Genomic DNA, 24,304 nt, shown 5'->3' on the forward strand with positions numbered 1-24,304 from the left:
GGTCGTTATTAGCACGAGTTGTATAGTCAACTGCATGGCCCTGCACCAGACGATCGCCGACGACCTGCGCCGCCGGATCTCCACCGGCGAACTGGGCGTCGGCGACCCCCTGCCGTCGGAGGCGCAGCTCGGCGTCGAGTGGAGCGCGTCCCGGGGGACGGTCCGGCAGGCGCTCGGCGCGCTGCGGGCCGAGGGTCTGATCGGCGGCGGCCGGGGCCGGCCGCCGGTCGTGCGCGCGACCCAGGTCGCGCAGCCGTTCGAGGACTTCCTCTCGTTCTCCCGCTGGGCCCGGCAGATCGGCCGGGAGCCCGGCCAGCACACGCTCGAGGTCGCCCGGCGGCCGGTCGGCCGCGACGCGGCCGACGCGCTCGGCCTCGACGAGGGCGAGCCGGTCGTGCAGGTCCTGCGCCAGCGTCTGCTCGACGGGCGTCCGGTCCTGGTCGAGCGGACGACGTTCGTCCTGCCGGTCGGCCGTCTGCTGTTCGACTTCGACCCCGACTCCGGCTCGATCTACGACCACCTGACCCGCTGCGGAGTCGACCTCACGGTCGCCCGCCACGTGTTCGACGCGGTCGCCGCCGACGAGACCGACGTCTCCCTTCTGGACGTCGCCCCGGGCGCGCCGCTGCTCCGGGAACGCCGGCGGGCCTGCGGGCCCGACGGCGAGCCGCTCGAGTACTCCGACGACCGCTACCGGCCCGACCTCGTCACGTTCACCATCGAGAACGCCCAGCAGTCCGCTCCGGCGCTGAGCCGGACGCCACTTCCCGCGGGAGCGCAGTGATGAAGATCGATCTCGCCGTCTTCGACATGGCCGGCACCACGATCGACGAAGGCCAGCACGTCTACCGGATCCTCAGCGAGACCTCGGTCGCGCACGGCGGCCCGGCGGACGTCGACCAGTGGCACGGGGCGGCCAAGCACGAGGCGCTGGGGGCGCTGCTGAACCTCGCCCCCGGCGACGAGAAGCTGGAGCTCGTCGTGGCCGACTTCCGGGCCCGGCTCGCCGCGGCCTACGCCGAGTTCCCGCCGAAGCCGCTGCCCGGGGTGCCGGACGCACTGGCCGCGCTCCGGGCCGCCGGGGTCCGGGTCGCGCTGTCGACCGGGTTCGACCGGGAGATCGTCGGCTCGCTGCTGCCCGCGCTGGGCTGGGACGACTCGGTCGTGGACGTCGTCGTGTGCGGGAGCGACGTGCCGGCCGGGCGGCCGGCGCCGTACATGATCTTCCGGGCCATGGAGACGCTGGGCGTGACCGACGTGTCCCGGGTTCTCGTCGCCGGTGACACCCCGCGCGACCTGCGGTCGGGGCGGAACGCCGGGGCCGGGTTCGTCGTCGGGGTGCTGTCGGGGGCCGGGACGGTCGCCGAGCTCGGCGCCGAGCGGCACACCCACCTGCTGCCGTCGGTGGCCGAGGTGCCGGGGCTGGTCGCGTGATCCCGTTACGCGGTGGGCACGTGCTCGACGTCCAGCTCGACCAGGTGAGCCGGGAAGCGCGTGTAGCCGACCGACAGCGGTTCCCCGCCGGGCAGCGCGTCGAGAGCCCGGGCCACCAGCACCACCGCGCCGGGTGAGAGCTCGAGATCGCTCAGCTCGTCCGCGGTGGCGTGCCGGGCGCTGATCGTCGTCGAGACCCGGACGTAGTCGTCGATGCCGCCGGCCTCCAGCGACCGGGTGATCGAGCCGGTGCGCCGGAAGTGCGCGGCCAGGTCGGGCGCCCGGCCGAGGCCGAACCAGTGGGTGCCCCGCGAGATCGGACGCCCGGACAGCGACCGGACGACCTCCAGCCGCACCACCTGCTCACCCAGCACCGCGGCCACGTCCGGGGGCGGGACCTCGATCGCGGTCTCCAGCAGCCGGGCCGACGCGTCGCCGGAGCGCGGGCCGAGCGAGTCGGTCATCCGGGTGCGGGTGCCGATCCGGTGCGTGACCAGCGTGTGCGGGGCCACGAACGTGCCGCTGCCCCGGCGGGCCTCGACCAGCCCCTCGGCCGCCAGCGCGGCCACCGCCCGGCGGACCGTGTGCCGGTTGACCGCGAACCGCTCGGCCAGCTCGGCCTCGCTCGGGAGCCTCCCGCCGACCGGGATCCGGCCGTCGGTGACGTCGACGCGCAGCTCCTCGGCGATGAGCCGCCAGGCGGCATAGCCGCTGGGCCCCTCGTTCGCTGTCACCGCGTTCACCGACCCTCCCCTCACCGGATGTTCACCTTAAAGGGCTCGCCGCGCTCCGGGTCGCCCGGCTAAGTTGTCTAACGTACTAGACAACTTGGAGGCGCGATGGAGACCGACAGGCGCCGATGGATGCGGGCGCTGGCCGGGGCGGCCACGACCGAGCTGGCCGAGGCCTGGGAGCGCTGCGGCCCGGCCCCGGACGCCGAGTGGATCCGCGGCCCGGAGGCCGGGCTGGTCATGGTGCGCGGGCGGATCGGCGGCGGCGGCGACCGCTTCAACCTCGGCGAGGCGACCGTGACCAGGGCGACCGTCCGGGTGGCCGGCTTCACCGGCTCGTCCTACGTGCTCGGCAGCGACCTCGACCACGCCCGCTACGGGGCGCTGTTCGACGCGGTCCTGCAGGACCCGGCTCAGCACCATCAGATCCTGACCGGGGTCATCGAACCGCTCGAAGCCGCCCAGAAAGCCCGCGACCTCGACGTCCGGGAACGATCACGGGCTACCGTCGTCGACTTCTTCACGGTCGCCCGGGAGCACGAATGAGCTTCACCGATCCGACCCGCGACGCCCAGCGCGCGTTCCGGGCCGTCCTCGACGCGCTGGCCCATCCGACCCGTCCGTTCCCGATCACCGGCCCGGACCGGCCTCCGGCCCCGCTGGGCCGGGCCGCCGCCGCGGTCGGCCTGACCCTCTGCGACGACGACACCCCGGTCTGGATCGACCCGGTCCTGGCCGCCGACGGCGCGGTCGCGGCCTGGTTCGCGTTCCACACCGGAGCGCCGGTGCTGTCCGGCCCGGCCGAGGCCGCGTTCGTGTTCGCGACCGGCTTCGACGCGCTGCCCCCGCTGACCGCCCTGGCCGCCGGGACGCCCGAGCAGCCGCACACGTCGGCCACGATCGTTCTGGAAACGACCGGCCGGAACGGCCGGGAGTACCGCGCCACCGGGCCCGGCATCGACGGCGAGGCCGGCCTCGTCGCCCCGGCCGCGTTCGGCGAGTTCTGGCGGCAGAACACCGAACGGTTCCCGCTCGGCGTCGACCTGTTGCTGGTCGAGGGCGACCGCGTCCGCGGGCTGCCGCGCACCACCACGCTCGAAGGAGTCTCCTGATGTACGTCGCGGTGAAAGGCGGCGAGGAGGCGATCGCCAACGCGCACGCGTTGCTCGCCCAGCGCGGCCGGGGCGACACGACGCTGCCCGAGATCGACGCCCGGCAGGTCGCCGGCCAGCTCGGCGTGCTCGTGTCGCGGGTGATGGCCGAGGGGTCGCTGTACGACCCGGAGCTCGCCGCCCGGGCCGTCGTCCAGGCCCAGGGTGACGTGCTCGAGGCCGTCACGCTGGTGCGCTCGTACCGCACGACGCTGCCGCGTTTCGGCGCGACCGAGCCGGTCGACACGGCCGGGCTCCCGCCCGAGCGGCGGATCTCGGCCACGTTCAAGGACCTGCCCGGCGGCCAGCAGCTCGGGGCGACGTTCGACTACACCCACCGCCTGTTCACCGAGGCGCCGCCGGCCGAGCCCAGACGGAAGCCCGACGACGACACCACGATGCCCCGGATCACCGAGCTGCTCGGCGCCCAGTCCCTGCTGGAATCCGACGGCGGCCACCCGGACGACCCCGAACCCGGCGACCTCACCCGCGACCCCACCGTGTTCCCGCTGAGCCGCCCCGAGCGCCTGCAGGCGCTGGCCCGCGGCGACGAGGGTTTCCTGCTCGGCCTGGCCTACTCCACCCAGCGCGGCTTCGGCACCACCCACCCGTTCGCCGGGGAGATCCGGGCCGGCGAGGTCGAGGTCGAGTTCGAGGCCCCGGAGCTCGGGTTCCCGGTCCCGCTGGGCCGGATCGAGCTGACCGAGTGCCAGATGGTCAACCAGTTCGTCGGCAGCGCCGAGGCGCCGGCCCAGTTCACCCGCGGCTACGGCCTGGTCTTCGGACGGGCCGAGCGCAAGGCGATGTCGATGTCGATCGTCGACCGGGCGCTGCGCGCGGAGGAGCTCGGCGAACGCACGGGCAGCCCGGCCCAGGACGAGGAGTTCGTCGTCAGCCACGCCGACAACGTCCAGGCGGCCGGGTTCGTCGAGCACCTCAAGCTGCCCCACTACGTCGACTTCCAGGCCGAGCTCGGCCTGGTCCGTCGCCTCCGCAAGGAAGCCGAAGCCGATGTATAACCACGGCTACCTCGACGAACAGACCAAACGCAGCATCCGCCGGGGCCTGCTCAAGGCCGTCGCGATCCCCGGGTTCCAGGTGCCGTTCGCGTCCCGCGAGGTGCCGATGCCCCGCGGCTGGGGCACCGGGGGCGTCCAGGTGACCGCGAGCGTCCTCGGCGACGACGACACGCTCAAGGTCATCGACCAGGGCGCCGACGACACGACGAACGCGGTCTCGATCCGGGCCTTCTTCGCCCGGATGACCGGCGCGTCGACGACCACCCGCACCGAGGACGCGACCGTCATCCAGACCCGGCACCGCATCCCGGAGACGCCGCTGGCCGAGGGTCAGATCCTCGTCTACCAGGTGCCGCTGCCGGAGCCGCTGCGCTTCCTCGAACCCCGGGAGACCGAGACCCGGCGGCTGCACGCGCTGGAGGAGTACGGCTCGATGTACGTCAAGCTCTACGAGGACATCGCCCGGTTCGGGCACATCGCGACGACCTACGACTACCCGGTGCTGGTCAACGACCGGTACCTGATGGCGCCGTCGCCGATCCCGAGCTTCGACAACCCGAAGATGCACCTCAACCCGGCCCTGCAGCTGTTCGGCGCCGGACGGGAGAAGCGCCTCTACGCGGTGCCGCCGTACACGAAGGTCGAGAGCCTCGGCTTCACCGACCACCCGTTCGAGCCGCAGCGCTTCGAGCAGCCGTGCGCGCTCTGCGGCTCCGAGGGCGTCTACCTCGACGAGGTGATCACCGACGACGACGGGACCGCGATGTACGTCTGCTCGGACACCGACCACTGCGAACGGAGCCGGTCGTGACCCCGCTGCTCCGCGCCGACGGTGTCGGCCACGCCTACGGGAAGCGGTTCGGCTGCCGGGACGTCAGCTTCGAGCTCTGGCCCGGTGAGGTGCTCGCCGTCGTCGGCGAGTCCGGTTCCGGCAAGTCGACGCTGCTGTCCGCGCTGGCCGGACGTCTCGACCTGACCGAAGGGTCGGTCCACTACGGCGACCGGTCGATCGCCGAGTTGCCGGAGAGCCGGCTGCGCAAGCTCTGGCGCAGCGAGTGGGGGTTCGTCCACCAGAACCCGGCCGACGGGCTGCGCATGCACGTCAGCGCCGGAGGCAACATCGGCGAGCCGCTGATGGCCAACGGCTGGCGCCACTACGGCGAGATCCGGGCGGCCGCGGCCGAGTGGCTGGCCCGGGTCGAGATCCCGGTCGACCGCATCGACGACCCGCCGACGACGTTCTCCGGCGGGATGCGTCAGCGGCTGCAGATCGCCCGCAACCTCGTCGTCTCGCCCCGGCTGGTGTTCATGGACGAGCCGACCAGCGGGCTCGACGTCTCGGTGCAGGCCCGGCTGCTCGACCTGATCCGCTCGCTGGTGCGCGAGCTGGGGCTGTCCCTGGTGATCGTGACCCACGATCTGGGGGTGGCCCGGCTCGTCTCCGACCGCACTCTCGTGATGAAGGACGGTGCCGTGATCGAATCCGGCCTCACCGACCGGGTCCTCGACGACCCCCAGTCCGGTTACGCCCAGCTGCTCGTCGCGTCGGTGCTGCGATGACGCTCCTCACCGTCGAGGACGTCTCGAAGACGTTCACCATGCACCTGCACGGAGGCTCCCGGCTGCCGGTCCTGCGCGGGCTGTCGCTGTCGGTCGCGCCGGGGGAGTGCGTCGTGCTCGGCGGCCCGTCGGGCGTCGGCAAGAGCTCGATCCTGAAGATGATCTACGGCAACTATCTGACCGACGCCGGGCGGATCTCGGTCGGCGGCCTCGACATCGCCACCGCGTCGCCGCGGGAGGTGCTGGCCGCCCGCCGGGGGACCGTCGGGTACGTGAGCCAGTTCCTGCGCTGCGTGCCGCGCGTCGGCGCGCTGCCGGTGGTGGCCGAGCCGCTGATCGAGCGGGGCACCGACCGCGGCGACGCCGAGGAGCGGGCGGCCGCGCTGCTTCGTCGCCTCGACATCCCCGAGCGGCTCTGGGCGCTGCCCCCGGCGACGTTCTCCGGCGGCGAGCAGCAGCGCGTCAACATCGCCCGCGGCCTGATCGCCGGCCTGCCCCTGCTGCTGCTCGACGAGCCGACCGCGTCGCTGGACGTCGCCAACCGCGCGATCGTCGTCGGGCTGCTGCGCGAGCAGCTCGCGGCCGGGGTCGGGATGCTGGCCATCTTCCACGACCCCGAGGTCCGCGAGGCGCTGGCCGACCGGGTCGTCGACGTGAGCGGCTTCGCGCCGTGACCCGCTACGCGATCTACGTCGTCCCCGACCGGCCCGAGGCGGCCACCTGGTTCGGACGTCCGGAGGTGCGGCCGATCTCCGTCGACGCCCGCCGGTACGGGTTCCACGCCACGGTGAAGGCCCCGTTCCGGTTGGCCTCCGGTCGAACGGCCACCGATCTGGACGCCCGGCTGGCGGCGTTCGCGGCCCAGCAGGAGCCGGTCACCGTGCCGGCCCTGAGGCTGGCGTGCCTCGACGGCTTCTTCGCGCTGATCCCGAGCCACCCGCAACCGGCCCTTCAGACGCTCGCCGCCGACGTCGTCGTGGAGTTCGACGACCTGCGGGCGCCCCTCACCGAAGCCGAGATCGCCCGGCGCCGGCCCGAGCGGCTGGACGACCGCGAGCGGCATCTCTTGCACACCTACGGCTATCCGTACGTCCTCGACCGCTTCCTGTTCCACCTCACGCTGACCGACCGCCTGCCCGTCGACCGCTGGGCACCGGTCGAGCAGGACCTGCGCTCTCACTTCGACGCGATGATCGGCCACGACCTCGTCATCGGGTCGTTGGCGCTGTGCATCGAGCCCGCTCCCGGGCAACCCTTCGAGATCTCCTCCACGCACGCCTTCAAGGGGACCCTGTGACCGAGACCGTCCTCCGTAACGCGACCCTCGTCCTTCCCGACTCCGTCCTCACCGGCAGCGTCGTCGTTCGCGACGGCGTCATCGTCGACCTCGACACCGGCGGGACCACCGGCTCGGCCGGCTCGGCCGGCGAGGACCTGGACGGCGACTACCTGTTGCCGGGCCTGGTCGAGGTGCACACCGACCACCTCGAGTACCACGTCAAGCCCCGCCCCGGCACCGAGTGGGACGCGGTGCCCGCGGTGCTGGCCCACGACGCCCAGCTGACCTCGTCCGGCGTCACGACCGTGCTGGACGCGCTGCGGGTCGGCTCCGACCCCCGCCACTACGACACCGCGGCCCTGCAGGACGCGGCCCCGGCGCTGGCCCCGCGGATGGCCGCGGCCATCGCGCACAGCGCGGACGCCGGGATCCTGCGCGCCGACCACTACCTGCACCTGCGCTGCGAGGTGCCGGCCCCGGACTGCGTCGACGTGTTCGACACGTTCGCCGGCGACCCCCGGGTACTGCTGGTGTCGCTGATGGACCACACCCCGGGCGCCCGCCAGTTCGCCAGCCTCGACGCGTTCCGCCGCTACACGGTCGGCAAGGGCCGGGTGTCGGACGCCGAGTTCGACGAGTACGTCCGGTTCCTGCAGAGCGTCGGGGCCGAGTACGCCGACAAGCACCGGGCGGCGATCGCCGAGCGGGTCCGCGAGCGCGGGCTGCGGCTGGCGACGCACGACGACGCGACCGTCGAGCACGTGGCCGAGTCGGTCGCGATCGGCGGCACGATCGCCGAGTTCCCGACCACGGTGGCGGCGGCCCGGGCCGCGGTCGAGAGCGGCCAGCAGACCGTGATGGGCGCCCCGAACCTGGTGCTCGGCGGGTCCCAGTCGGGCAACGTGTCGGCGGCCGAGATCCTGGCCGAGGGCCTGCTCGACATCCTGTCGTCGGACTACGTGCCGTCCAGCCCGCTGCAGGCGGTGTTCCACCTGCACTCCGCGGGGACGTTGCCGATCGAGGCCGGCGCCCGGCTGGTCAGCACGAACCCGGCCCGGGCGGTCGGGCTCGACGACCGGGGCGAGATCGCGATCGGACAGCGCGCCGACCTGGTGCGGGTGCACGCCCACGACAGCGCGAACGGCCCGCGCTCCTCGTTCCCCGTGGTGCGGGGGGTGTGGAGGGCGGGCCGCCGGGTGTGCTGAGTACTACCGGAAGACCCGCCGCAGCCAGGTCGAGATGCCCTCGAGGGCGAGCACGCTGACCAGCACCATCAGCACGAGCGTCGTCACCTGGCCGTGCAGGTCCTGCACGGTCGACGCGTTCGTCAGGTAGAAGCCGATGCCGCTCCCGCCGACGATGCCGAGGATCGTCGCCGCCCGGATGTTCGTATCGACCAGGTAGAGCGAGTTGCTGATCAGCGCGGGCAGCCCCTGCGTCCAGGTGGCGGACGCGTACCGCTGGGCCCGGGTGGCGCCCGCGGCGGTCAGCGCTCGCTCCGGGCCGGCCGGGACCTCCTCGAACGAGTCGGCGATGAGCTTGCCGAGCAGGCCGATGCCACCGAACGCCAGCGCGATCGCCCCGGCCTGGTTACCGAGGCCGGTGACCATGATCAGGAAGATCGCCAGCACCAGTTCCGGGACGCCCCGGAAGATCACCAGCACCACCCGGAACGCATTCCGGGTCGGGCCGTTGGGGGCCACGTTCCGGGCCGCCAGCGACCCGAAGATCAGCGAGAACACCAGCGAGAGCAGCGCGGCCGCGAACGCGACCTCGACGGTCACGAGCAGGGCCTGCCCGAACTCGCCGAAGCTGTGGCTGCCGAGGTCGGGCGGCCAGAAGCTCTGCAACGTCGGGACGACCTGGTTCCAGGCGATGTCGTCGAACTTGACGTCCGACCAGAACCAGCTGCCGACGATCACGGCGAGCGCGGCCAGCACCCAGGCCAGGTTGCTCACGCGCTCGCGCGTCCACGGGCGTCGCATCATCTCGTCGACCGTCGATTTCCCCGGACCGGGGGCGGTCTTCTCGCGCGCCGGACGTCCCTTCGTGGCCCGGCGCACGATCCGATCGCCGAGGCTCAGCCCGGTCGGCTGGACGCCGAGCAGCGTGCGCCGGATCGTCGACGAGACGACCTCGAGCACGACGCAGAGGACGAAGATGACGATCGCGATGCCCAGGCCGCGGCCGTAGCCGGTCGGGAAGTCCTGGAAGGCCAGCCGCATCGCGTAGCCGAGGCCGCCGACGCCGGCGTAGCCGAGGATGGCCGAGCCGCGCAGGTTGATGTCGAAGCGGTGCAGCACGGTCGCGATCCACGAGGGCAGGACCTGCGGGAAGACCCCGGACCAGAACTCCTGGGCGCGCGAGCCGCCGGCCGCCCGGATCGCCAGCCGCGGCCCGTTGTCGGACTGCTCGATCGCGTCCGCGAACAGCTTCGAGATCATGCCGATCGAGTGGATCCCGATCGCGAACACGCCGGGGAGCGGACTGCCCAGCGCGAACGTGAGCGAGAAGGCCAGCGCGAGCACGACGTCCGGCAGCGCCCGGGTCAGGACGCTGATCGTGCGGCCGACCCAGCGCAGCCACCCGGCCGGCGTCGTGTTGTCGGCCGAGATCCAGGCGACCGGCACCGAGATGATCGCCGCGACCAGCGTGCCGAGCACCACGATGCCGACCGTGAGCCCGATCAGGTACATCAGGTCCCCGAACGCGGGGAGGCTGATCGGGTCCATCTTCTCGAAGACCGTGGCCGCGTTGTCGAGGCTCGAGAGGATGTTGTCCCAGGTGAAGTCCAGCCGGGTCAGCGAGTGGACCGCGAAGACCAGCAGCGCCAGGACGACGACCAGCCCGGAGATCTTCTCGATCTGCACCGGCCGCCGCGGGGCCCGCGCGGCGACGTCGTCGTTCTCCGGCGGGGCCGCCAGCGTGGTCGTCACCGTGCGTCGTCCAGATCGGACGGCTGCTCGGCGTCGGCGGTCGTGACCCGGACCGCGGCCAGCTCGGCCTCGATCGCCGCGAACTCCGCGGTCGACGTCGTGACCCGGCCGTAGATCTCCATGACCTCGGCCTTCGACAGCCCGGTGGCCGGCGTGTCGAGCACGACCTCGCCGTGGCGCAGGCCGACGATCCGGTCGCCCCAGTCCAGCGCGATGTCGACCTGGTGCAGGCTGCAGACGACGGTGAGGCCGTCGTCGGCGGCGATCTCGCGGATCAGCGCCATCACCTGGTTGCTCGACTCAGGGTCGAGCGAGGCGACCGGCTCGTCGGCGAGCAGGATCTCCGGGCTCTGCATCAGCGCCCGGGCGATCGCGACCCGCTGCTGCTGACCGCCGGAGAGCTGGTCGGCGCGGTGGTACGCCCGGTCCAGCAGCCCGACCCGGTCCAGGTGGGTCAGCGCGGTCACCTTCATGGCCCTGGGGTAGGCCCACAGCCCGAGCCGCGGGCCGGACAGCGCGCCCAGCCCGCCGGTGAGCACGTTCTCCAGCGCGGTCAGCGAGGGAACGAGCTCGAACTGCTGGAAGATCATGCCGACCCGGCCCCGCAGGGCCCGCAGGCCCTTCGGGCCGAGCGCCGGGACGTTCTCGCCGAGCACCTCGACGGTGCCCGACGTGGGGAACTCGAGGCCGTTCAGGTGACGCAGCAGCGTGGACTTCCCGGACCCGGAGAGCCCGAGCAGCACGACGACCTCCCCCCGGTCCACCCGGACGTTCACGTCGTTGAGCGCCTGCGTGGCGCCGAATTTCTTCGTGACTCCGGAGACGGAGATGATGCCGGAGGTCGTCGTGTCGCTCATGGCCTATGTCCCGATCAGCTGGTGGGCGCGCACTTCGCGGCCGGGATCTGCTCGCAGATGTCCCGGATCGACTTGTAGTAGTCGTCGGTCTCCGGCTTGGCCGCCTGGAAGCCCTCCTGGAACGCCTCGGTGGCGTCGACGCCGGCCGCGGTGATCTGGTCGAGCGTGATGCTGCTCAGGACCGGCTTGATCTTGTCCTGGGCGTCCTGCGGCAGGTTCTTCGAGTACACCAGCGGACCGCCGGGCACGTACTCCTTGCCGATGACCTTGAGCGTGCCCTTCTTGGCGGCCGGCTCGGCCTCGGAGTCCTCGGCGAAGCCGACGTCGCACTGCTTGGCCCCGACGGCCTGGACCGACTTGTCGTGCGAGCCCGCGAACGTCGCGGTGAAGTCGTCGAACTTGGGGGCGCCGCTGGCGTCCTGGCCGCTCGACTTCACGTTCAGGCCGGCCTTCTGCAGGGCCAGCAGGCCGAACAGGAAACCCGAGGTCGAGTTCGGGTCGACGAAGCAGACCTTCTTGCCCTTGGCGCCGGCCAGCGTCGTGATCGACGAGCCGGCCGGGACGATCGCCTCGGAGTAGTAGCCCGGGTCGGTCAGGCCCTTCGACGCGATGACCGACGAGGCGACGTTCAGCTCGGCGCCCTTGTTGGTGGCCTGCACGTAGGTGAGGCCGGAGAACGCGGCCACGTCGACCTTGCCCGCGACCGCGGCGGCGATCAGCGCGGTGTAGTCGGCGGTCGGGTAGAACTCGACCTTGTAGCCGGTCTTCTTGGCGATGTAGTCCTCGAGCGGCTTCCAGTTCGAGTCCGAGCCGGCCTTGTCGGGCACGGTGCCGAAGACGAGCGTGCCGGACGACTTGGCCCACTTGCCGCCGCCGCCCGAACCGCTGTCGTCGGAGTCGGAGGAGCAGCCGGCTAAGGCGGTGACGACGAGCAGGGCCGCGGCGGCTGCGCCGGCGACTGCCTTGATGCGATTGAGGCGCATGGGGACCTTCCGGGTTCGTGATCGGAAGCACACCGATTCGGGACGGTTTTCCTGGTGAGCCCGCACGGGTGTGCCTCTATATCGATCGCCAAGCTAGGGAAGCCGGGTGAACACCCGACCTACAGTTGCGCGGCGCACTGACAAACCCAAGTTGACCTAGAGCGACGGACTCGACAAACCGCGGATTCCGCCTTATGGCGAGGTCACGGGAGGGTCACGCGCAACCGGGCGCGACGGGATGGCGCCGAAACGAGCCCGAAACGCCTCCGTCGATGACACGCTGGGTCGTACCCAGCTCGACGCGGAGCGAGGAGTGCCCATGAAGACGCAGGCCGCAGTCGTCTACGAGACCGGCAAACCGATCGAGATCGAAGAAGTCGAACTGTCCAAGCCCCAGGACGGCGAAGTCCTGATCCGCTATCTGTACGCGGGGTTGTGCCACTCCGACGTCCACATCGCGCACGGCGACCTCGAGGCGCGCCTGCCGATGGTCCTCGGCCACGAGGGCGCGGGCGTGATCGAGGAGGTCGGGCCCGGGGTCACCCGGGTGAAGCCGGGCGACCGGGTGGTCTGCTCGTTCATCCCGAACTGCGGGGTGTGCCGGTACTGCGCCAACGGTCAGCAGTCGATCTGCGACCTCGGGGCGACGCTGCTGGAGGGTTCGCTGCCCGGCGGCCGGTTCCCGATCACCGGGCGCAGCGGGGAGTACGGCGCGATGTGCCTGCTCGGCACGTTCAGCCAGTACGGCGTCATCCATCAGAGCTCGGTCGTGAAGGTCGACGACTCGCTGCCGCTGGACAAGGCGGTGCTGGTGGGCTGCGGTGTCCCGACCGGGTTCGGCTCGGTCGTCAATACCGCGGAGACGAAGCCGGGTGACACGGTCGTCGTGGTCGGCGTCGGCGGGATCGGCATCAACGCCGTGCAGGGTGCGGCGATCGCCGGCGCGAAGCACGTCGTCGCGGTGGACCCGCTGGCGCTGAAGCGGGACAAGGCGCTGGAACTGGGGGCGACGCACGCGTTCCCGAGCGTGGCCGACGCGATGGAGACGGTCTGGGCGATCACCGGAGGCCAGATGGCCGACGCGGCGATCCTCACGCCCGGGCTGCTGTCGACCGAGAACGTCACCGATGGGTTCAACATCGTCGGCAAGGCCGGCATCGTCGTACTGACCGCGCTCAACAAGCTGGACGAGGTCAACGTCCAGCTGCCGGGCACGATCATGACGCTGTTCCGCAAGCAGTTGCGGGGCAGCCTGTTCGGGGACAGCAACCCGACCGTGGACATCCCGCGGCTGCTGGGGCTGTACCAGGACGGGCGGCTGAAGCTGGACGAGATCATCACCCGGACGTACCGGCTCGAGGAGGTCAACCAGGGGTACGAGGACCTGCTGAACGGCGAGAACGTGCGCGGGGTGGTCGTCCACTCGCACTGAGCCCGCCCGGCGATCTCCGGTCCGACGCGCCCCGAGGCGGCATAATGCCGGTGGGCCGGAGATCGCGGGGGGCGAGCATGCGGCAACGATCGCCACGACGAGTGTTCCTGTCGTACACGAGCGAGCTGGCCACATCGGTAGCGGGCGGACGGTCGTTCGTCCAGGCCGCAACGGACGCCATCAACCGAGCCGGCGACGTACCAGTGGCGATGCAGTTCTTCGCCAGTTCGGCCCGTCCCCCCGCCGAAGAATGCGCGGAGGCGGTGCGGACGTGCGAGTTGTACGTCGGTCTTCTCGGGCATCGATACGGCTCGCTGGTTCCCGGGACGGCGGATCAGTCGTACGTGAAGCTGGAGTTCACGGTCGCGGGGGAATCGCCGGCCCTTCCACGCCTGATGTTCCTGCTCAGTGACGGCCCCGGCATCGAAGCGCCGCAAAGCGACTTCCGCGCGACGGCGCGCCAAGAACGATTGGTGTCGACGTTCACCACCCCGGATGAGCTCCAGATGCGGGTGTACCAGGCCCTCGTCGAGCTCGACCGGTACACGCCCGCGCCGTACCAGGTACCGGCTCCGGCCACCGAGCTCGTCGATCGGCCGGCGCTGGTCGACGACCTCCTCACCGAACTGCTCGGGGGCCGGGCGGGGACCGTAGCCGTTACCGCCGTGTACGGCACCGGCGGCTTCGGGAAGACCACGCTGGCCCAGATGGTCTGCTCCCGGCCCGAGGTCACGGAGCGCTTCCCGGGCGGGATCCTGTGGGTCACGCTCGGCGAGGAAGTCCAGGGCGTCCAACTCGCCGACAAGGTGTCGAACGTGGTCGCCAGGCTCGGCGGCCAGCGCGTCTACACCGACCCGGAGCAAGCGGGTCTCTCACTCGGAGAGCTGCTCGACGAACGACCGGCCACCTTGCTCGTCGTCGACGACGTCTGGTCAGAGCAGCAGCTGCGGCCTTTCCTCTCCGGGGGACGCGACTGCACGAGGCTCGTCACTACGCGGCTGCCCGGCGTCCTGCCCCGCGGAGTGCAGCCGATTCGGGTGGACCGGATGGGACGTGCGGAGGCCGAGAAGCTCCTCACCGCCGGTCTTCCTGCCCTCGACGACGCGACCATCGACCGGTTACTCGACCTGACCGGCGGATGGCCTCTACTCCTCTCGTTGGTCAGCGGCGCCATAGACCAGGCCACCGAATACGTTTCCGATCCCCAGGAATTCGCGGACGAACTGGCCGGGGAACTGCTCACCGACGGTCCGGCCACCGCGCTGCTCGACACCGAGGACGGCCGGGGGCGTGCAGTGCGCGCCACGGTCGAGGCGAGCCTGGCCAAGCTCGGCGACGGTGAGCGCGACCGATTCCTCGAGCTGGCGATATTTCCGGAGGACGTCGACATTCCACTGGACGTCCTCACCCTGCTCTGGGGCCGTACCGGCCGGCTTTCGCCGCGCGAGGTGCAGCATCTGTGCTGGAGGCTTGCCGGACGTTCGCTGGTGGCCGGGTACCGATCGGACGCCGGGGCCAAAGCCCTGAGACTCCATGACGTGATCCGGGCCTACGTGCGGACCGTCGCCGGCGCTGATCGTCTCCGGCGGGTCAATCGGGCGTTCATCGAGTCCGCGGCGGAGTTTGCCGGCAGCGACGACCAGGGCGCGACTCTCTGGTGGAACCTGCCGATATCGTCCCGCTACCTGTGGGACCACATCGTCGAGCACCTGGCCGACGCCGCGAATGACGACCAGGCCGAGGAACTGGCGTGTGACTGGCAGTGGATCGCCGCCAAGCTGGTGCTGTACGGTCCAGCGGCCGTCGAATCCGACCTGGCCCGAGTGGATTCGCCGATCTCGGTCGCGCTCGGCCGGGCGGTCGGTCGGACCGCGTACCTCCTCGCGCCCAGCGATCCACCGGAGGCCGTCGTCGACACGCTTCGGTCACGGCTCGGAAGTGAGGTGCAGCTGTCGGACTACGCGGCGGCGCTGTCCTCGGAGCCGAGCCGGTCGCTCCTCGAAGCGCGGTGGCCGGTGCCTGACCTTCCCGACCCCGCACTTCGACGGGTGCTGTCCGGACACGCGGGCCGGGTGAACGACTGCACCTTCGCTCCGGACGGCAGTTGGCTGGCCACCGTCGGGGAGGATGCGACCATCCGGGTCTTCGACCTACCGTCCGGCGCAGAGCGATTCGTACTGAGCGAGCACCGGGCAACGGCCTGCGCAGCCTCGCCGGACGGGACCTGGTTCGTCACCGGTGGCCGGGACCGCACGCTACGCGTGTGGGATCCCGCAAGCGGGACACGACGTGCGGCGTTCGCGCTGGCCTCACCCGGCACCGTGCTTGCCTGCACGGTAGGGGGACACGGCCGGTGGATCGCGGCGGCGACCCACCGCGGGACGATCGAGATCGTCTCGGCTTCCGACGGCGCATCGCTTGCCGTGCTGCGCGGTCACAGTGGTCCGGTGACCGGATGTGCGATCTCGGCGGACAGCAGCGTGCTCGTGTCGGTCGGCAACGACGGAACGATCCGGACGTGGGATCCGATACGCGGTCGCGAGCTGAGCGTCCATCGCGCGCATACGAGCGGGATCGCAGCGTGCGCTCTTGCGCCCGACGGCAGGGTCGGAGTGTCCGCCAGTTCCGACGGGACCCTGAGCTTGTGGACGGTCGGGGAGGATCATCGCCACGAGGTGACGCTCACCGGCCACGTGGGTGGAGTGACCGCCTGCGCGATTGGTCCGGCCGGCGACTGGGTGGCCTCCGGAGGTCTCGACACCAGGATTCGCGTGTGGGAGGCCGCGTCGGGGGCGGTGCGCTCCGTGTTGGTCGGGCACACCGCTGGCGTGACAGCCTGTGTGGTGTCGGCCGATGGCCGCCGGTTGGCCTCCTCTTCGGAGGACGGCACGGTCCGGATCTGGGATCCCGCCGCCGGCGTTCCGGACGCCCACGGCGCCGGACGTTCCGTGGGTGTGAGCGGCTGCGCGGTCTCGCCGGACGGCACGTGGATCGCAAGCGCGGGGCAAGACCACCGGGTCGATGTGTGGGACACCGAACGCGGGGCGGTCCGACTGTCGCTGAGCGGGCACGAAGCGCGGTTGACGTCCTGTGCCGTGTCGCCCAGGGGCAGTTGGCTCCTCTCCACCAGCGAGGACGGCACCGCCCGTCTGTGGGATCCGGAAACTGGCCGCGCCGAGGCCGTAGCGACCGGCCATTCCGGTGCGGTGTCCGACTGCGCGGTGTCACCGGACGGCACGTGGTTCGCGACCGCTGGGGCTGACGATTGGACGGTTCGGCTCTGGGATGCGTCCGGCGCGAAGCCCAGGGCGACTCTGTCCGGCCACGATGATGCGGTGACCGGCTGCGCGATCAGCGCCGACGGTCGCCAAGTGGTCAGTGTGGGTGCCGACCGGACAGTCCGGATCTGGGACGCCTGGGCGCACGAGCTCCTGCGGACCTGGGTCGGCCACGACGACGTCATCACCGGCTGCGCTGTGGATCCGAAGGGCCGCTGGATCATCACCACCAGCCGCGACGGGACGGTCGTCCGTTGGGACGTTGCGACCGGCAAAGGGTCCACCCTGGTTCACCTGGCCGACTGGGCCACCGCATGTGATGCGGATCGGAGCGGCCGGTGGATCGTCGCCGTCGGCCACGACCGCATGGTGCGCGTGTGGGACGCCCAGACCGGCTCGTGCCAGGCAGGGATCAGGGTCGAAGGCATCCTGGACGCGGTGACGTGGGATCCGAGCCGGGATCGAGTCTGCGCCGGCGGCGATCGCGGGCTGTACCTGCTCGACTTTCAGCGGTCGTGAGCGGCTTTTCCCTCACGACGACTTCGGTACAACGCGCGGATCACGTCCTGAGCCAGGGTCATCGTCAGCCCTGGCTCACGATCGAGTGCCCGGCCGGCCTCGTCGAGGGTCGTCCGGAGAGCGGTGAAATCGGTTCCTGTCCCGGCCGAGTCGGACTGCGGATCGAGCAGCACGCGGTCGAGACCGTGAGTGGCCTCATTCAGCAGATCCCGTGCGATCGACGTCAAGAGGTCACTCACGGGCAGCGGTTCGGCCGCCGCCTCGGCCATCACGACGAGGCATTCCATGATCTGCTCGGTGAGCGACCAGGACGGTCCGTCATCGGGATCTTTCGACGGGGCGCCCCAAAGCCCGTTCGGGAGCCGCCGCTGAGTAGCGAGCCGATCCCAGATTGCCTCGGCCAGGGCGAGCAGCGCCTCCCGGTCGGCGCCGGACGTCGTCGTGGACGCGCTCGTCAGCGCGGCTTTCATGAGACTCGGCGCGAGCTCGATGGGCCAGCGCAGCGCGGGTCCCCGGGTGTCGCTGCCGGCCAGGTCGACGGAGTACTGCGCGTAGGCAGGTGGGGCGCTTCCGGGCTCGTCGATCCGGTCCCAGACCCGGGTGCGGCTGGCGAAGTCACGCAGCAGCGACGCGAATCGCTGGTCGTCCTTCGGCAGATGCGGGCGGGCGCTCAGATCGTTCCCGGTCAGCCGAATGACCGACAACGTGATCTGGTCACCGGAGGCTCCGTCGGGCAAGTGCCAGGGCTGATCCTCCACCGGCCACCGTGCGTCGCCGAACATCGCCAGCGTGCCCCAGTACCGACGGGCGAGGTCGAGGCGTAACTGGAGTGCGGTGGCTATGCGTTGTTGCTCGTCGTGCAGCAGCCCCTGCACCCGAGTGGTCTCGGAGGTGGCATCAGCGATGCCCGCGCAGGCCAGGCGCGTGAAGTACGGATGCGGCGACGCGACCGCGATACCGGCCGGCTGGTGATGGCGATCCCACGGGGGTGCCACCTCCACCTTGGGGGCATCCGCGGTGACCCCCCACGTCCATCCACAGCTGAACAGCAGGTTCGGGTTGGCCAGGTGGAGGTTGCGCCCGGTCCCGATCGTGAGGTCACGGAGGCCGGCGCGAACATCGGACAGTTCGTGCTGCAGCGCTGCCGCCACGGCCTGAGGTGGGGCTCCGGTCTGGTTGACCATGGCGCAGAGGTCCCGGGCCTCCGGAGAGTCGAGGTCGAAGACCTCGATGGCGAAGCTCCGGACTAGTCCACCATGGCGGCGGTCAGCCGGGCGCTCGCCAGGTCCTCCAATTCGTCGACGGCCCCGTTGGCTTCTTTGCGCTGCATCTGGCGGCGGAAACTACGGATGAAGCCCAGCGCCGACAACGCGACCGAGAGCGACACCGAGTACGACGGAACCACGTCGAGCTCCTCCTGGTCGCGGGTCGGCGCGTCGTCGGCGATCAGCCGGGCCGGAGCCGAGAACACCGGGGAGCCGTCCTCCGCTCGATAGGCGCGCATGTACTCGAGGAACGCTTGAACGAGCTTCATCGGGATGGTTTGGCTGTTGCCGAACACGTCCAGGGCTCGAAGCACGTCCGCCGCCGTGTCGGCCGGCCGATCAACACCCAGGCTCGCCAGTTGCTGGGCCGGATAGATCAAGCTCAGCAGTTGCTCGGCATCGCCCAGGGAGTCGGCGCCCTCGGCACCTCCCCACTCCCAGTTGTTCTTGGCATAGGTATGGCTCGCCAGCGCGTGCCACAGTCGAACGATTTCGGTACGCGGTTGAATGCGCACAGCGACCCCTTCCCACCCCGGAATCCATCCTGGCAGAGCGCGATGGCTTCGTTACTCGGGTCCGCGGTTTCGGGGGCGACCCCTACGGCATAGTGAGCTCGTGGCTGAACGTTCCGGGCGCGAACGCCGCGGGGATGGTCCCGGGCTGATTCTGGCCGGTGTGGACGGTAGTCCCACGTCCGTCCGGGCCGGCGCGTACGCGGCCGGTCTGGCCCGGCGTCAGCATGCCGAGTTCCTCGTCGTGTACGTGGCGTCGCGTCCGGCGCTGGCGGCGATGTCGCCGGAGGCGGTGCAGGTCGCGGAGGAGGCGGTCGAGGCGTCGATCGCCGAGGTGCGGGCCGAGATCGAGTCGGCGGCGGCGTGGGCGGGGGTTGCGGTGCAGTTCCGGTCGGTGCGGGGGGATCCGTTCACCGAGCTGTGCCGGATCGCCGGGGAGGAACGGGCCGACGCCGTGGTGGTGGGGGCTTCGGCGCATGCGGGGCATCGGTGGGTGGGGTCGCTGGCGGTGCGCCTGGTGAAGGCCGGCAAGTGGCCGGTCACCGTCGTCCCCTGAGCCGTTCCGGTGTCTGGCGTCGCTCGGGCGGGCGCCCGTGCCGGTCCGTCGGCACAGCGGGATCGGGCCGGCGGCCTCGCGCGGTTCGGCCGGGGCGGCTGGCTGGCGCAGTGGGCGGTAGAGGATCCGGTCGAAGGCCGGGGCCGGTCTCCGGCGGAGCCGTTCGCGGCGCGCCGAGCGATCTGGTCGCAGCGCCGAGCTGATTGGTGGAGCCCTATTTTCGCCACCTGGCACCGCGGGCCCCGGCGGTGTGTTGATGCGCACGAACGACGCGCGATTCGACGTGAAGGTCCACCTGATTTCCCTGGTCGGGTCGTCGTGAACCTGTACGTGTTCCGGGATCCGATCCCGGGTCCCGTCCGTCCAACCTGGGCGGCCGCGGATCGCGGGACGGGACCTAGGCGAAGGGGAGGTGGTCCTCGTTGGTGGTGGTTTGGGGGAGGCCGCTGGTGGTGGCGACGAAGCGGACGGTTTCTTCGAACGTCATCGTCGGGGGGATCAGGTGCTCGTCGGGGGTGCCCAGGACGTCGTGGGGGGTGAACCAGGTGCGTAGGTCGGATTCGGTGAAGTCGGGGGACGGCTTGGTCTCGTGGCGGCGGATCGTTTCTTCGAGGGGAACGTCGAAGTAGTAGAACGTCGTGCGGCCGTGGGAGGCCAGGGCTAGCAGGGCTTCTCGGTAGCGGTGGGTGTGGAGGATCCCCTCCAGGATCGCCGCGTAGCCGTGGGTCAGGGCGGTTCGGGCGGTCTCGGCGATCAGGAGGGGTGCCAGGCCGCCGTCGAGGTCGCGTTCGCGGAGCAGGTGGCGGCGGAGATAGTCCTGTTCCAGGAGCGCGCAGCCCCGGCCGTGCCGCCGGCGGAGCTCGCGGGCCACCGACGTCTTGCCGGAGCCCGAATTGCCGCGGAGGACCACCAGTACGGGCGGTGAGGTCACGCCTCTCTATTATCAGAGGTCACAGGCCCGGGGGAGGGAGCGCGGTGAGCCCGCGTCACAGACGGCGATCGACCTGGCAGCAACGGCTCTGGCCGGTCCTCGTCGTCGCGGTGCTGCTCGGCTTCGGGATCGCCTCGGCGCTGTCGGTGAGCTCGGTCGATTCGCCGGGCGGTCCGGGCACCGACGGCATCCCGCAGACGCTGCCCAGCGGGCACGCGTCATCAAAAACACCGGAAGCGATGAGGGTCCCGGCGCCGGGGGCGGGTCGGTCACCGTCTCCGACGCGGTCCGCGGCCCCGCGGGCCGGGTGCCCGGGCGACTCCGGTCCGGCGACGCTGACGGTCGGGAACGGCGGGAAGTACCCGACGATCGGCGCCGCGGTCGAGGCGGCCGGGGCCGGAGACGTGATCGAGATCGCCGGCGGGACGTACCACGAGGTCGTGGACATCCGGGTGAATCGGCTGACGCTGCGGGCGAAAGCCGGACAGACCGTGACGATCGACGGGTGGAACACGCTGCCGTCGACCGGATCGCAGACGCGCGGGCTGATCACCGCCGACAATCGGACCGGCGTCACGATCTCCGGGCTGACCGTGAAGAACTCGCTCCGGCACGGCATCTACGCCGGTTTCGCCAGCAACATCACGATCCGGAACAGCGAGATCGCCGACTCGCACGACGGCGGGATTCTGATCGGTGACGGGTCGGGCGCTCAGCTCGAGTGCAACCGCATTCACGGCAACAACAGCGCGGCGGGCGGCGGCGACATCGGCGCGGCCGAGAACGAGGGGCTGACGCTGTTCAATTACTCCGATTTCACGATCACGAACAACGACGTCTACGACAACGACGAAGAGGGCATCGACGTCAAGAACGGCACCCGGAACGGGACGATCACCGGTAACGACGTGTACCGGAACAACGGTCCGAACATCTATGTCGACGGGGCCAGCGACGTGAAGATCTCGGCGAACCGGATCTACGATGCGCGGGGGTCGTCGAAGGCGGGGATCGGGCTGGCGGTGGAGTCCGGGGGTTCGGCGAGCAATGTGCAGATCTACAACAATGTGATCTGGGGTAATCCGGGGGGTGGGGTCGACTTCTGGATCGGGCGTTATTCGAATGTGCAGGTGTTCTACAACACGATCTATTCGAACGGGCGGGCGGCGATCCGGGCGGCGAGCGGGTCGGTGAGTGACTCGGTGGCGCGGGACAATATCGCTTATCAGAATCCGTTGAGTGCGGTGTCGGGGTTCACGTTGCAGCGGAATGTGACGGGTGATCCGAAGTTCGTGGATGTGGGTGCGGGGGATGTGCGGTTGCGGGCCGGGTCGCCGGCGATCGATGCGGGGTCGAATGGGCCGGCGACTGATTTTGCCGGGGTGGGGCGGCCGGTTGGGCGGGGGCCGGATATCGGGGCTTACGAGTCGCGCTGAGCGGGGTGCGGGTGGGTGAGGTCTCGCGGATTGACGAGAAATCGAGGTCAAAAGGCCCCCGGAAGCACCGATTTACCGTCAATCGGCGTTCGGGATGGGGCTCGAGGCTATCGCGGAACTTTCGGTCGGTTGAGGCAGCGTTCGACGAGATTGCGCTGCCGGTAGAGGACTGGGCCGAAGCTCCGGGGGCGGCCTGCGGCCGAGCCCCTCGCCGCGCGACCCTCTTCGCAGCCTCTTTCGCCATCTGCGGCCTGCGGGCCGCGTTGATGCGCACGAACGACGCTCGAATCGCCGTGGAAGATCCACTCGTGTCGTCATGGATCTGCACGTGTCAGAGGGATCCGACCCCAGGTCCCGTCCGCAGCCCAACGGCGCAGCGGATCATGAGCGGGTTCTAAGACCCGTTGCGCTCGGAGATGTCGCGCCACGGCGTGCCCGTGCAGACCTCTACGCAATGGCGTTCAGGGTCACTCCGGCCTGCGCTGACCGGCATGACGGCACGATCCGATCCCTCGCCGCCTCGGTGGAATGTGCGACACACACGTCGTTGTGCGGGAATGTGATGTCGCAGGAGGCCCGACCCGTCGGAGGGGTCAGTGACTCCGCGCGGGAGGACACCGGCTGACCACCGATCTGGCGGCGGGCGCAGGTTCGTCGATCCCTGCGCAGAATGCGGTCGGGAGGCGTCGACGTCTTCGGTCACACCACTGGAAGGTCCGCTGTGTGCAGCTGGTCTGCGTCGCTGTCGGCCGGAGTGGACGGCGACCGCCGTCGGACCGACCGACGGAAATGCCGGCGACAGCCCGCACCGGACCGCCCACGGCGCCGAGCGTCCGGCGTGACCATCGCCGAGTGGTCGGGCCTCCGGCCGCCCACGGGCGGCCGAAAACCAGACCATCGAGTGCGGCGCGAGCTCGATGAACGTGGCCGCCGCCGGCTCGGGCGGGCGCGTGCTAGTCGGTGCCGGATTCGATGGCGGCGTGGTCGAGTAGTTCGTCGTCCGTGGGGACGGACGTGCGCTCGCCGCGCGCGGCGATCATCTCCGCGCCACCCTCGTCCATTGCTCCGATCAGGCCGGTCGCGGCGGCCTGGGCCGCCCCGGTGAGCACCGGCGCGGTCGACGCGGCACCGACGATGCCCAGGCTGACGTACTGCTCGAGCCGGGACCGCGAGTCGGCGATGTCGAGGTTGCGCATCGTGAGCTGGCCGATCCGGTCGACCGGGCCGAACGCCGCGTCCTCCGTGCGCTCCATCGACAGCTTGTCGGGGTGGTAGCTGAAGCCGGTGCCGGTCGTGTCGAGGATCGTGTAGTCCTCGCCGCGGCGCAGCCGCAGCGTGACCTCGCCGGTGACCGCCGAGCCGACCCAGCGCTGCAGCGACTCGCGCAGCATGAGCGCCTGCGGGTCGAGCCAGCGGCCCTCGTACATCAGCCGGCCGAGGCGACGGCCCTCGGTGTGGTAGCTCGCGAGCGTGTCCTCGTTGTGGATCGCGTTGACCAGCCGCTCGTACGCGGCGTGCAGAAGCGCCATGCCCGGCGCCTCGTAGATCCCGCGGCTCTTGGCCTCGATGATCCGGTTCTCGATCTGGTCCGACATGCCCAGGCCGTGGCGCCCGCCGATGGCGTTCGCCTCCAGCACCAGATCGACGGCCGACGCGAACTCCTTGCCGTTGATCGTGACCGGCCGGCCCTGGGCGAAGCCGATCGTGACGTCCTCGGGCGCGATCTCGACGTCGGCGTCCCAGAACTTCACGCCCATGATCGGGTCGACGATCTCGATGCCCTGGTCGAGGTGTTCGAGCGACTTGGCCTCGTGGGTCGCGCCCCAGATGTTCGCGTCGGTCGAGTACGCCTTCTCGACGCTGGAGCGGTACGGCAGTTCGCGGGCGAGCAGCCACTGCGACATCTCGGTGCGGCCGCCGAGTTCGGAGACGAAGTCGGCGTCGAGCCACGGCTTGTAGATCCGCAGCGACGGGTTGGCGAGCAGCCCGTACCGGTAGAACCGCTCGATGTCGTTGCCCTTGAACGTGCTGCCGTCGCCCCAGATCTGCACGCCGTCGTCGAGCATGGCCCGGACGAGCAGCGTGCCGGTGACGGCCCGGCCCAGCGGCGTCGTGTTGAAGTACGCGCGGCCGCCCGAGCGGATGTGGAACGCGCCGCAGGCGAGCGCGGCCAGACCCTCCTCGACCAGCGCCTCACGCCCGTCGACCAGGCGCGCGATCTCGGCGCCGTACTGACCGGCGCGGCCGGGTACCGACGCGATGTCGGGCTCGTCGTACTGCCCGATGTCGGCGGTGTAGGTGCACGGGACGGCACCCTTCTCGCGCATCCACGCGACGGCCACCGACGTATCGAGACCGCCGGAGAAAGCGATTCCGACACGTTCGCCAACAGGGAGGGAGGTCAGCACCTTGGACACGGGGGTAA

22 protein-coding genes are annotated in these 24,304 nt (G+C 70.8%); 14 read left to right on the top strand and 8 right to left on the bottom strand.

Going from position 1 to position 24,304, the window contains the following annotated elements:
• The first annotated feature begins 34 nt into the window (after positions 1 to 34).
• The gene (locus tag FL583_RS26100; protein ID WP_142707465.1) at positions 35 to 784 is read left to right on the top strand and encodes a GntR family transcriptional regulator; all 750 of its coding nucleotides are present in this window, start codon (positions 35 to 37) and stop codon (positions 782 to 784) included.
• Positions 784 to 1,434 (top strand): phosphonatase-like hydrolase, encoded by a 651-nt coding sequence (locus FL583_RS26105; protein ID WP_142707466.1) that lies wholly within the window; start codon positions 784 to 786, stop codon positions 1,432 to 1,434. Before FL583_RS26100 ends, FL583_RS26105 begins: the two co-directional genes overlap by 1 nt.
• A 5-nt stretch (positions 1,435 to 1,439) precedes the next feature.
• On the opposite strand, the gene phnF is transcribed toward FL583_RS26105, so the two are convergent.
• Positions 1,440 to 2,177: a phosphonate metabolism transcriptional regulator PhnF gene (gene phnF / locus FL583_RS26110; protein WP_205752470.1), complete on the bottom strand. Its 738-nt coding sequence runs from the start codon at positions 2,175 to 2,177 to the stop codon at positions 1,440 to 1,442.
• Positions 2,178 to 2,273: 96 nt separating this feature from the next.
• Between phnF and phnG the strand changes: the two genes are divergently transcribed.
• Genes phnG through FL583_RS26150 form a run of 8 tightly spaced genes read left to right on the top strand, consistent with a single transcriptional unit; the run spans position 2,274 to position 8,379 of the window.
• Positions 2,274 to 2,711, top strand: coding sequence for a phosphonate C-P lyase system protein PhnG (phnG, locus tag FL583_RS26115; RefSeq protein ID WP_142707467.1), 438 nt, complete (start codon positions 2,274 to 2,276; stop codon positions 2,709 to 2,711).
• The gene (gene phnH / locus FL583_RS26120; protein WP_142707468.1) at positions 2,708 to 3,277 is read left to right on the top strand and encodes a phosphonate C-P lyase system protein PhnH; all 570 of its coding nucleotides are present in this window, start codon (positions 2,708 to 2,710) and stop codon (positions 3,275 to 3,277) included. The genes phnG and phnH overlap by 4 nt, the downstream gene beginning before the upstream one ends.
• Positions 3,277 to 4,335, top strand: coding sequence for a carbon-phosphorus lyase complex subunit (locus FL583_RS26125; protein ID WP_142707469.1), 1,059 nt, complete (start codon positions 3,277 to 3,279; stop codon positions 4,333 to 4,335). Before phnH ends, FL583_RS26125 begins: the two co-directional genes overlap by 1 nt.
• Positions 4,328 to 5,146 carry an alpha-D-ribose 1-methylphosphonate 5-phosphate C-P-lyase PhnJ gene (locus tag FL583_RS26130; RefSeq protein ID WP_142707470.1) on the top strand — a complete coding sequence of 273 codons (819 nt, stop codon included), beginning with the start codon at positions 4,328 to 4,330 and terminating at the stop codon, positions 5,144 to 5,146. Before FL583_RS26125 ends, FL583_RS26130 begins: the two co-directional genes overlap by 8 nt.
• Positions 5,143 to 5,895, top strand: a complete 753-nt coding sequence (gene phnK, locus FL583_RS26135; protein ID WP_142707471.1) for a phosphonate C-P lyase system protein PhnK — start codon at positions 5,143 to 5,145, stop codon at positions 5,893 to 5,895. The genes FL583_RS26130 and phnK overlap by 4 nt, the downstream gene beginning before the upstream one ends.
• Entirely contained in the window at positions 5,892 to 6,569 is a 678-nt protein-coding gene (gene phnL / locus FL583_RS26140; protein WP_142707472.1) for a phosphonate C-P lyase system protein PhnL, read from the top strand. Before phnK ends, phnL begins: the two co-directional genes overlap by 4 nt.
• Positions 6,566 to 7,192 carry a DUF1045 domain-containing protein gene (locus FL583_RS26145; protein WP_142707473.1) on the top strand — a complete coding sequence of 209 codons (627 nt, stop codon included), beginning with the start codon at positions 6,566 to 6,568 and terminating at the stop codon, positions 7,190 to 7,192. The genes phnL and FL583_RS26145 overlap by 4 nt, the downstream gene beginning before the upstream one ends.
• Entirely contained in the window at positions 7,189 to 8,379 is a 1,191-nt protein-coding gene (locus FL583_RS26150) for an alpha-D-ribose 1-methylphosphonate 5-triphosphate diphosphatase (RefSeq protein WP_142707474.1), read from the top strand. Before FL583_RS26145 ends, FL583_RS26150 begins: the two co-directional genes overlap by 4 nt.
• Before the next feature lie 3 nt (positions 8,380 to 8,382).
• On the opposite strand, the gene FL583_RS26155 is transcribed toward FL583_RS26150, so the two are convergent.
• From FL583_RS26155 to FL583_RS26165, 3 genes are read right to left on the bottom strand one after another with little or no spacing between them, the layout of a single operon-like run.
• A complete protein-coding gene (locus tag FL583_RS26155) occupies positions 8,383 to 10,110 on the bottom strand; it encodes a PhnE/PtxC family ABC transporter permease (RefSeq protein WP_205752471.1) in 1,728 nt (575 codons plus the stop codon).
• On the bottom strand, positions 10,107 to 10,967 hold the full coding sequence (gene phnC, locus FL583_RS26160; protein ID WP_142707475.1) for a phosphonate ABC transporter ATP-binding protein: 861 nt from the start codon (positions 10,965 to 10,967) through the stop codon (positions 10,107 to 10,109). Before phnC ends, FL583_RS26155 begins: the two co-directional genes overlap by 4 nt.
• A 14-nt stretch (positions 10,968 to 10,981) precedes the next feature.
• On the bottom strand, positions 10,982 to 11,950 hold the full coding sequence (locus FL583_RS26165) for a phosphate/phosphite/phosphonate ABC transporter substrate-binding protein (protein WP_142707476.1): 969 nt from the start codon (positions 11,948 to 11,950) through the stop codon (positions 10,982 to 10,984).
• A 319-nt stretch (positions 11,951 to 12,269) separates the two neighbouring features.
• Between FL583_RS26165 and FL583_RS26170 the strand changes: the two genes are divergently transcribed.
• Together FL583_RS26170 and FL583_RS26175 are read left to right on the top strand one after the other, a co-directional pair.
• Positions 12,270 to 13,382, top strand: a complete 1,113-nt coding sequence (locus FL583_RS26170; RefSeq protein WP_142707477.1) for an NDMA-dependent alcohol dehydrogenase — start codon at positions 12,270 to 12,272, stop codon at positions 13,380 to 13,382.
• A 77-nt stretch (positions 13,383 to 13,459) separates the two neighbouring features.
• Positions 13,460 to 17,179 carry an NB-ARC domain-containing protein gene (locus tag FL583_RS26175; RefSeq protein ID WP_170323872.1) on the top strand — a complete coding sequence of 1,240 codons (3,720 nt, stop codon included), beginning with the start codon at positions 13,460 to 13,462 and terminating at the stop codon, positions 17,177 to 17,179.
• On the opposite strand, the gene FL583_RS26180 is transcribed toward FL583_RS26175, so the two are convergent.
• Together FL583_RS26180 and FL583_RS26185 are read right to left on the bottom strand one after the other, a co-directional pair.
• On the bottom strand, positions 17,167 to 18,474 hold the full coding sequence (locus FL583_RS26180) for an SCO2524 family protein (RefSeq protein WP_338081134.1): 1,308 nt from the start codon (positions 18,472 to 18,474) through the stop codon (positions 17,167 to 17,169). The genes FL583_RS26175 and FL583_RS26180 overlap by 13 nt on opposite strands.
• Positions 18,426 to 18,959, bottom strand: a complete 534-nt coding sequence (locus FL583_RS26185) for a hypothetical protein (protein WP_142707480.1) — start codon at positions 18,957 to 18,959, stop codon at positions 18,426 to 18,428. The genes FL583_RS26180 and FL583_RS26185 overlap by 49 nt, the downstream gene beginning before the upstream one ends.
• Positions 18,960 to 19,059: 100 nt before the next feature.
• On the opposite strand from FL583_RS26185, the gene FL583_RS26190 reads away from it, so the two are divergent.
• A complete protein-coding gene (locus FL583_RS26190; protein WP_240746808.1) occupies positions 19,060 to 19,512 on the top strand; it encodes a universal stress protein in 453 nt (150 codons plus the stop codon).
• Positions 19,513 to 19,909: 397 nt separating this feature from the next.
• On the opposite strand, the gene FL583_RS26195 is transcribed toward FL583_RS26190, so the two are convergent.
• Positions 19,910 to 20,443 (bottom strand): AAA family ATPase, encoded by a 534-nt coding sequence (locus FL583_RS26195; protein WP_142707482.1) that lies wholly within the window; start codon positions 20,441 to 20,443, stop codon positions 19,910 to 19,912.
• Positions 20,444 to 20,487: 44 nt separating this feature from the next.
• On the opposite strand from FL583_RS26195, the gene FL583_RS26200 reads away from it, so the two are divergent.
• A complete protein-coding gene (locus tag FL583_RS26200) occupies positions 20,488 to 21,879 on the top strand; it encodes a right-handed parallel beta-helix repeat-containing protein (protein ID WP_142707483.1) in 1,392 nt (463 codons plus the stop codon).
• A gap of 953 nt (positions 21,880 to 22,832) precedes the next feature.
• On the opposite strand, the gene argG is transcribed toward FL583_RS26200, so the two are convergent.
• Complete coding sequence (argG, locus tag FL583_RS26205; protein ID WP_142707484.1) at positions 22,833 to 24,296, bottom strand: argininosuccinate synthase; 1,464 nt, start codon at positions 24,294 to 24,296, stop codon at positions 22,833 to 22,835.
• Positions 24,297 to 24,304 lie beyond the last annotated feature (8 nt).

Source organism: Cryptosporangium phraense (assembly GCF_006912135.1).
Classification (GTDB): Bacteria; Actinomycetota; Actinomycetes; order Mycobacteriales; family Cryptosporangiaceae; genus Cryptosporangium; species Cryptosporangium phraense.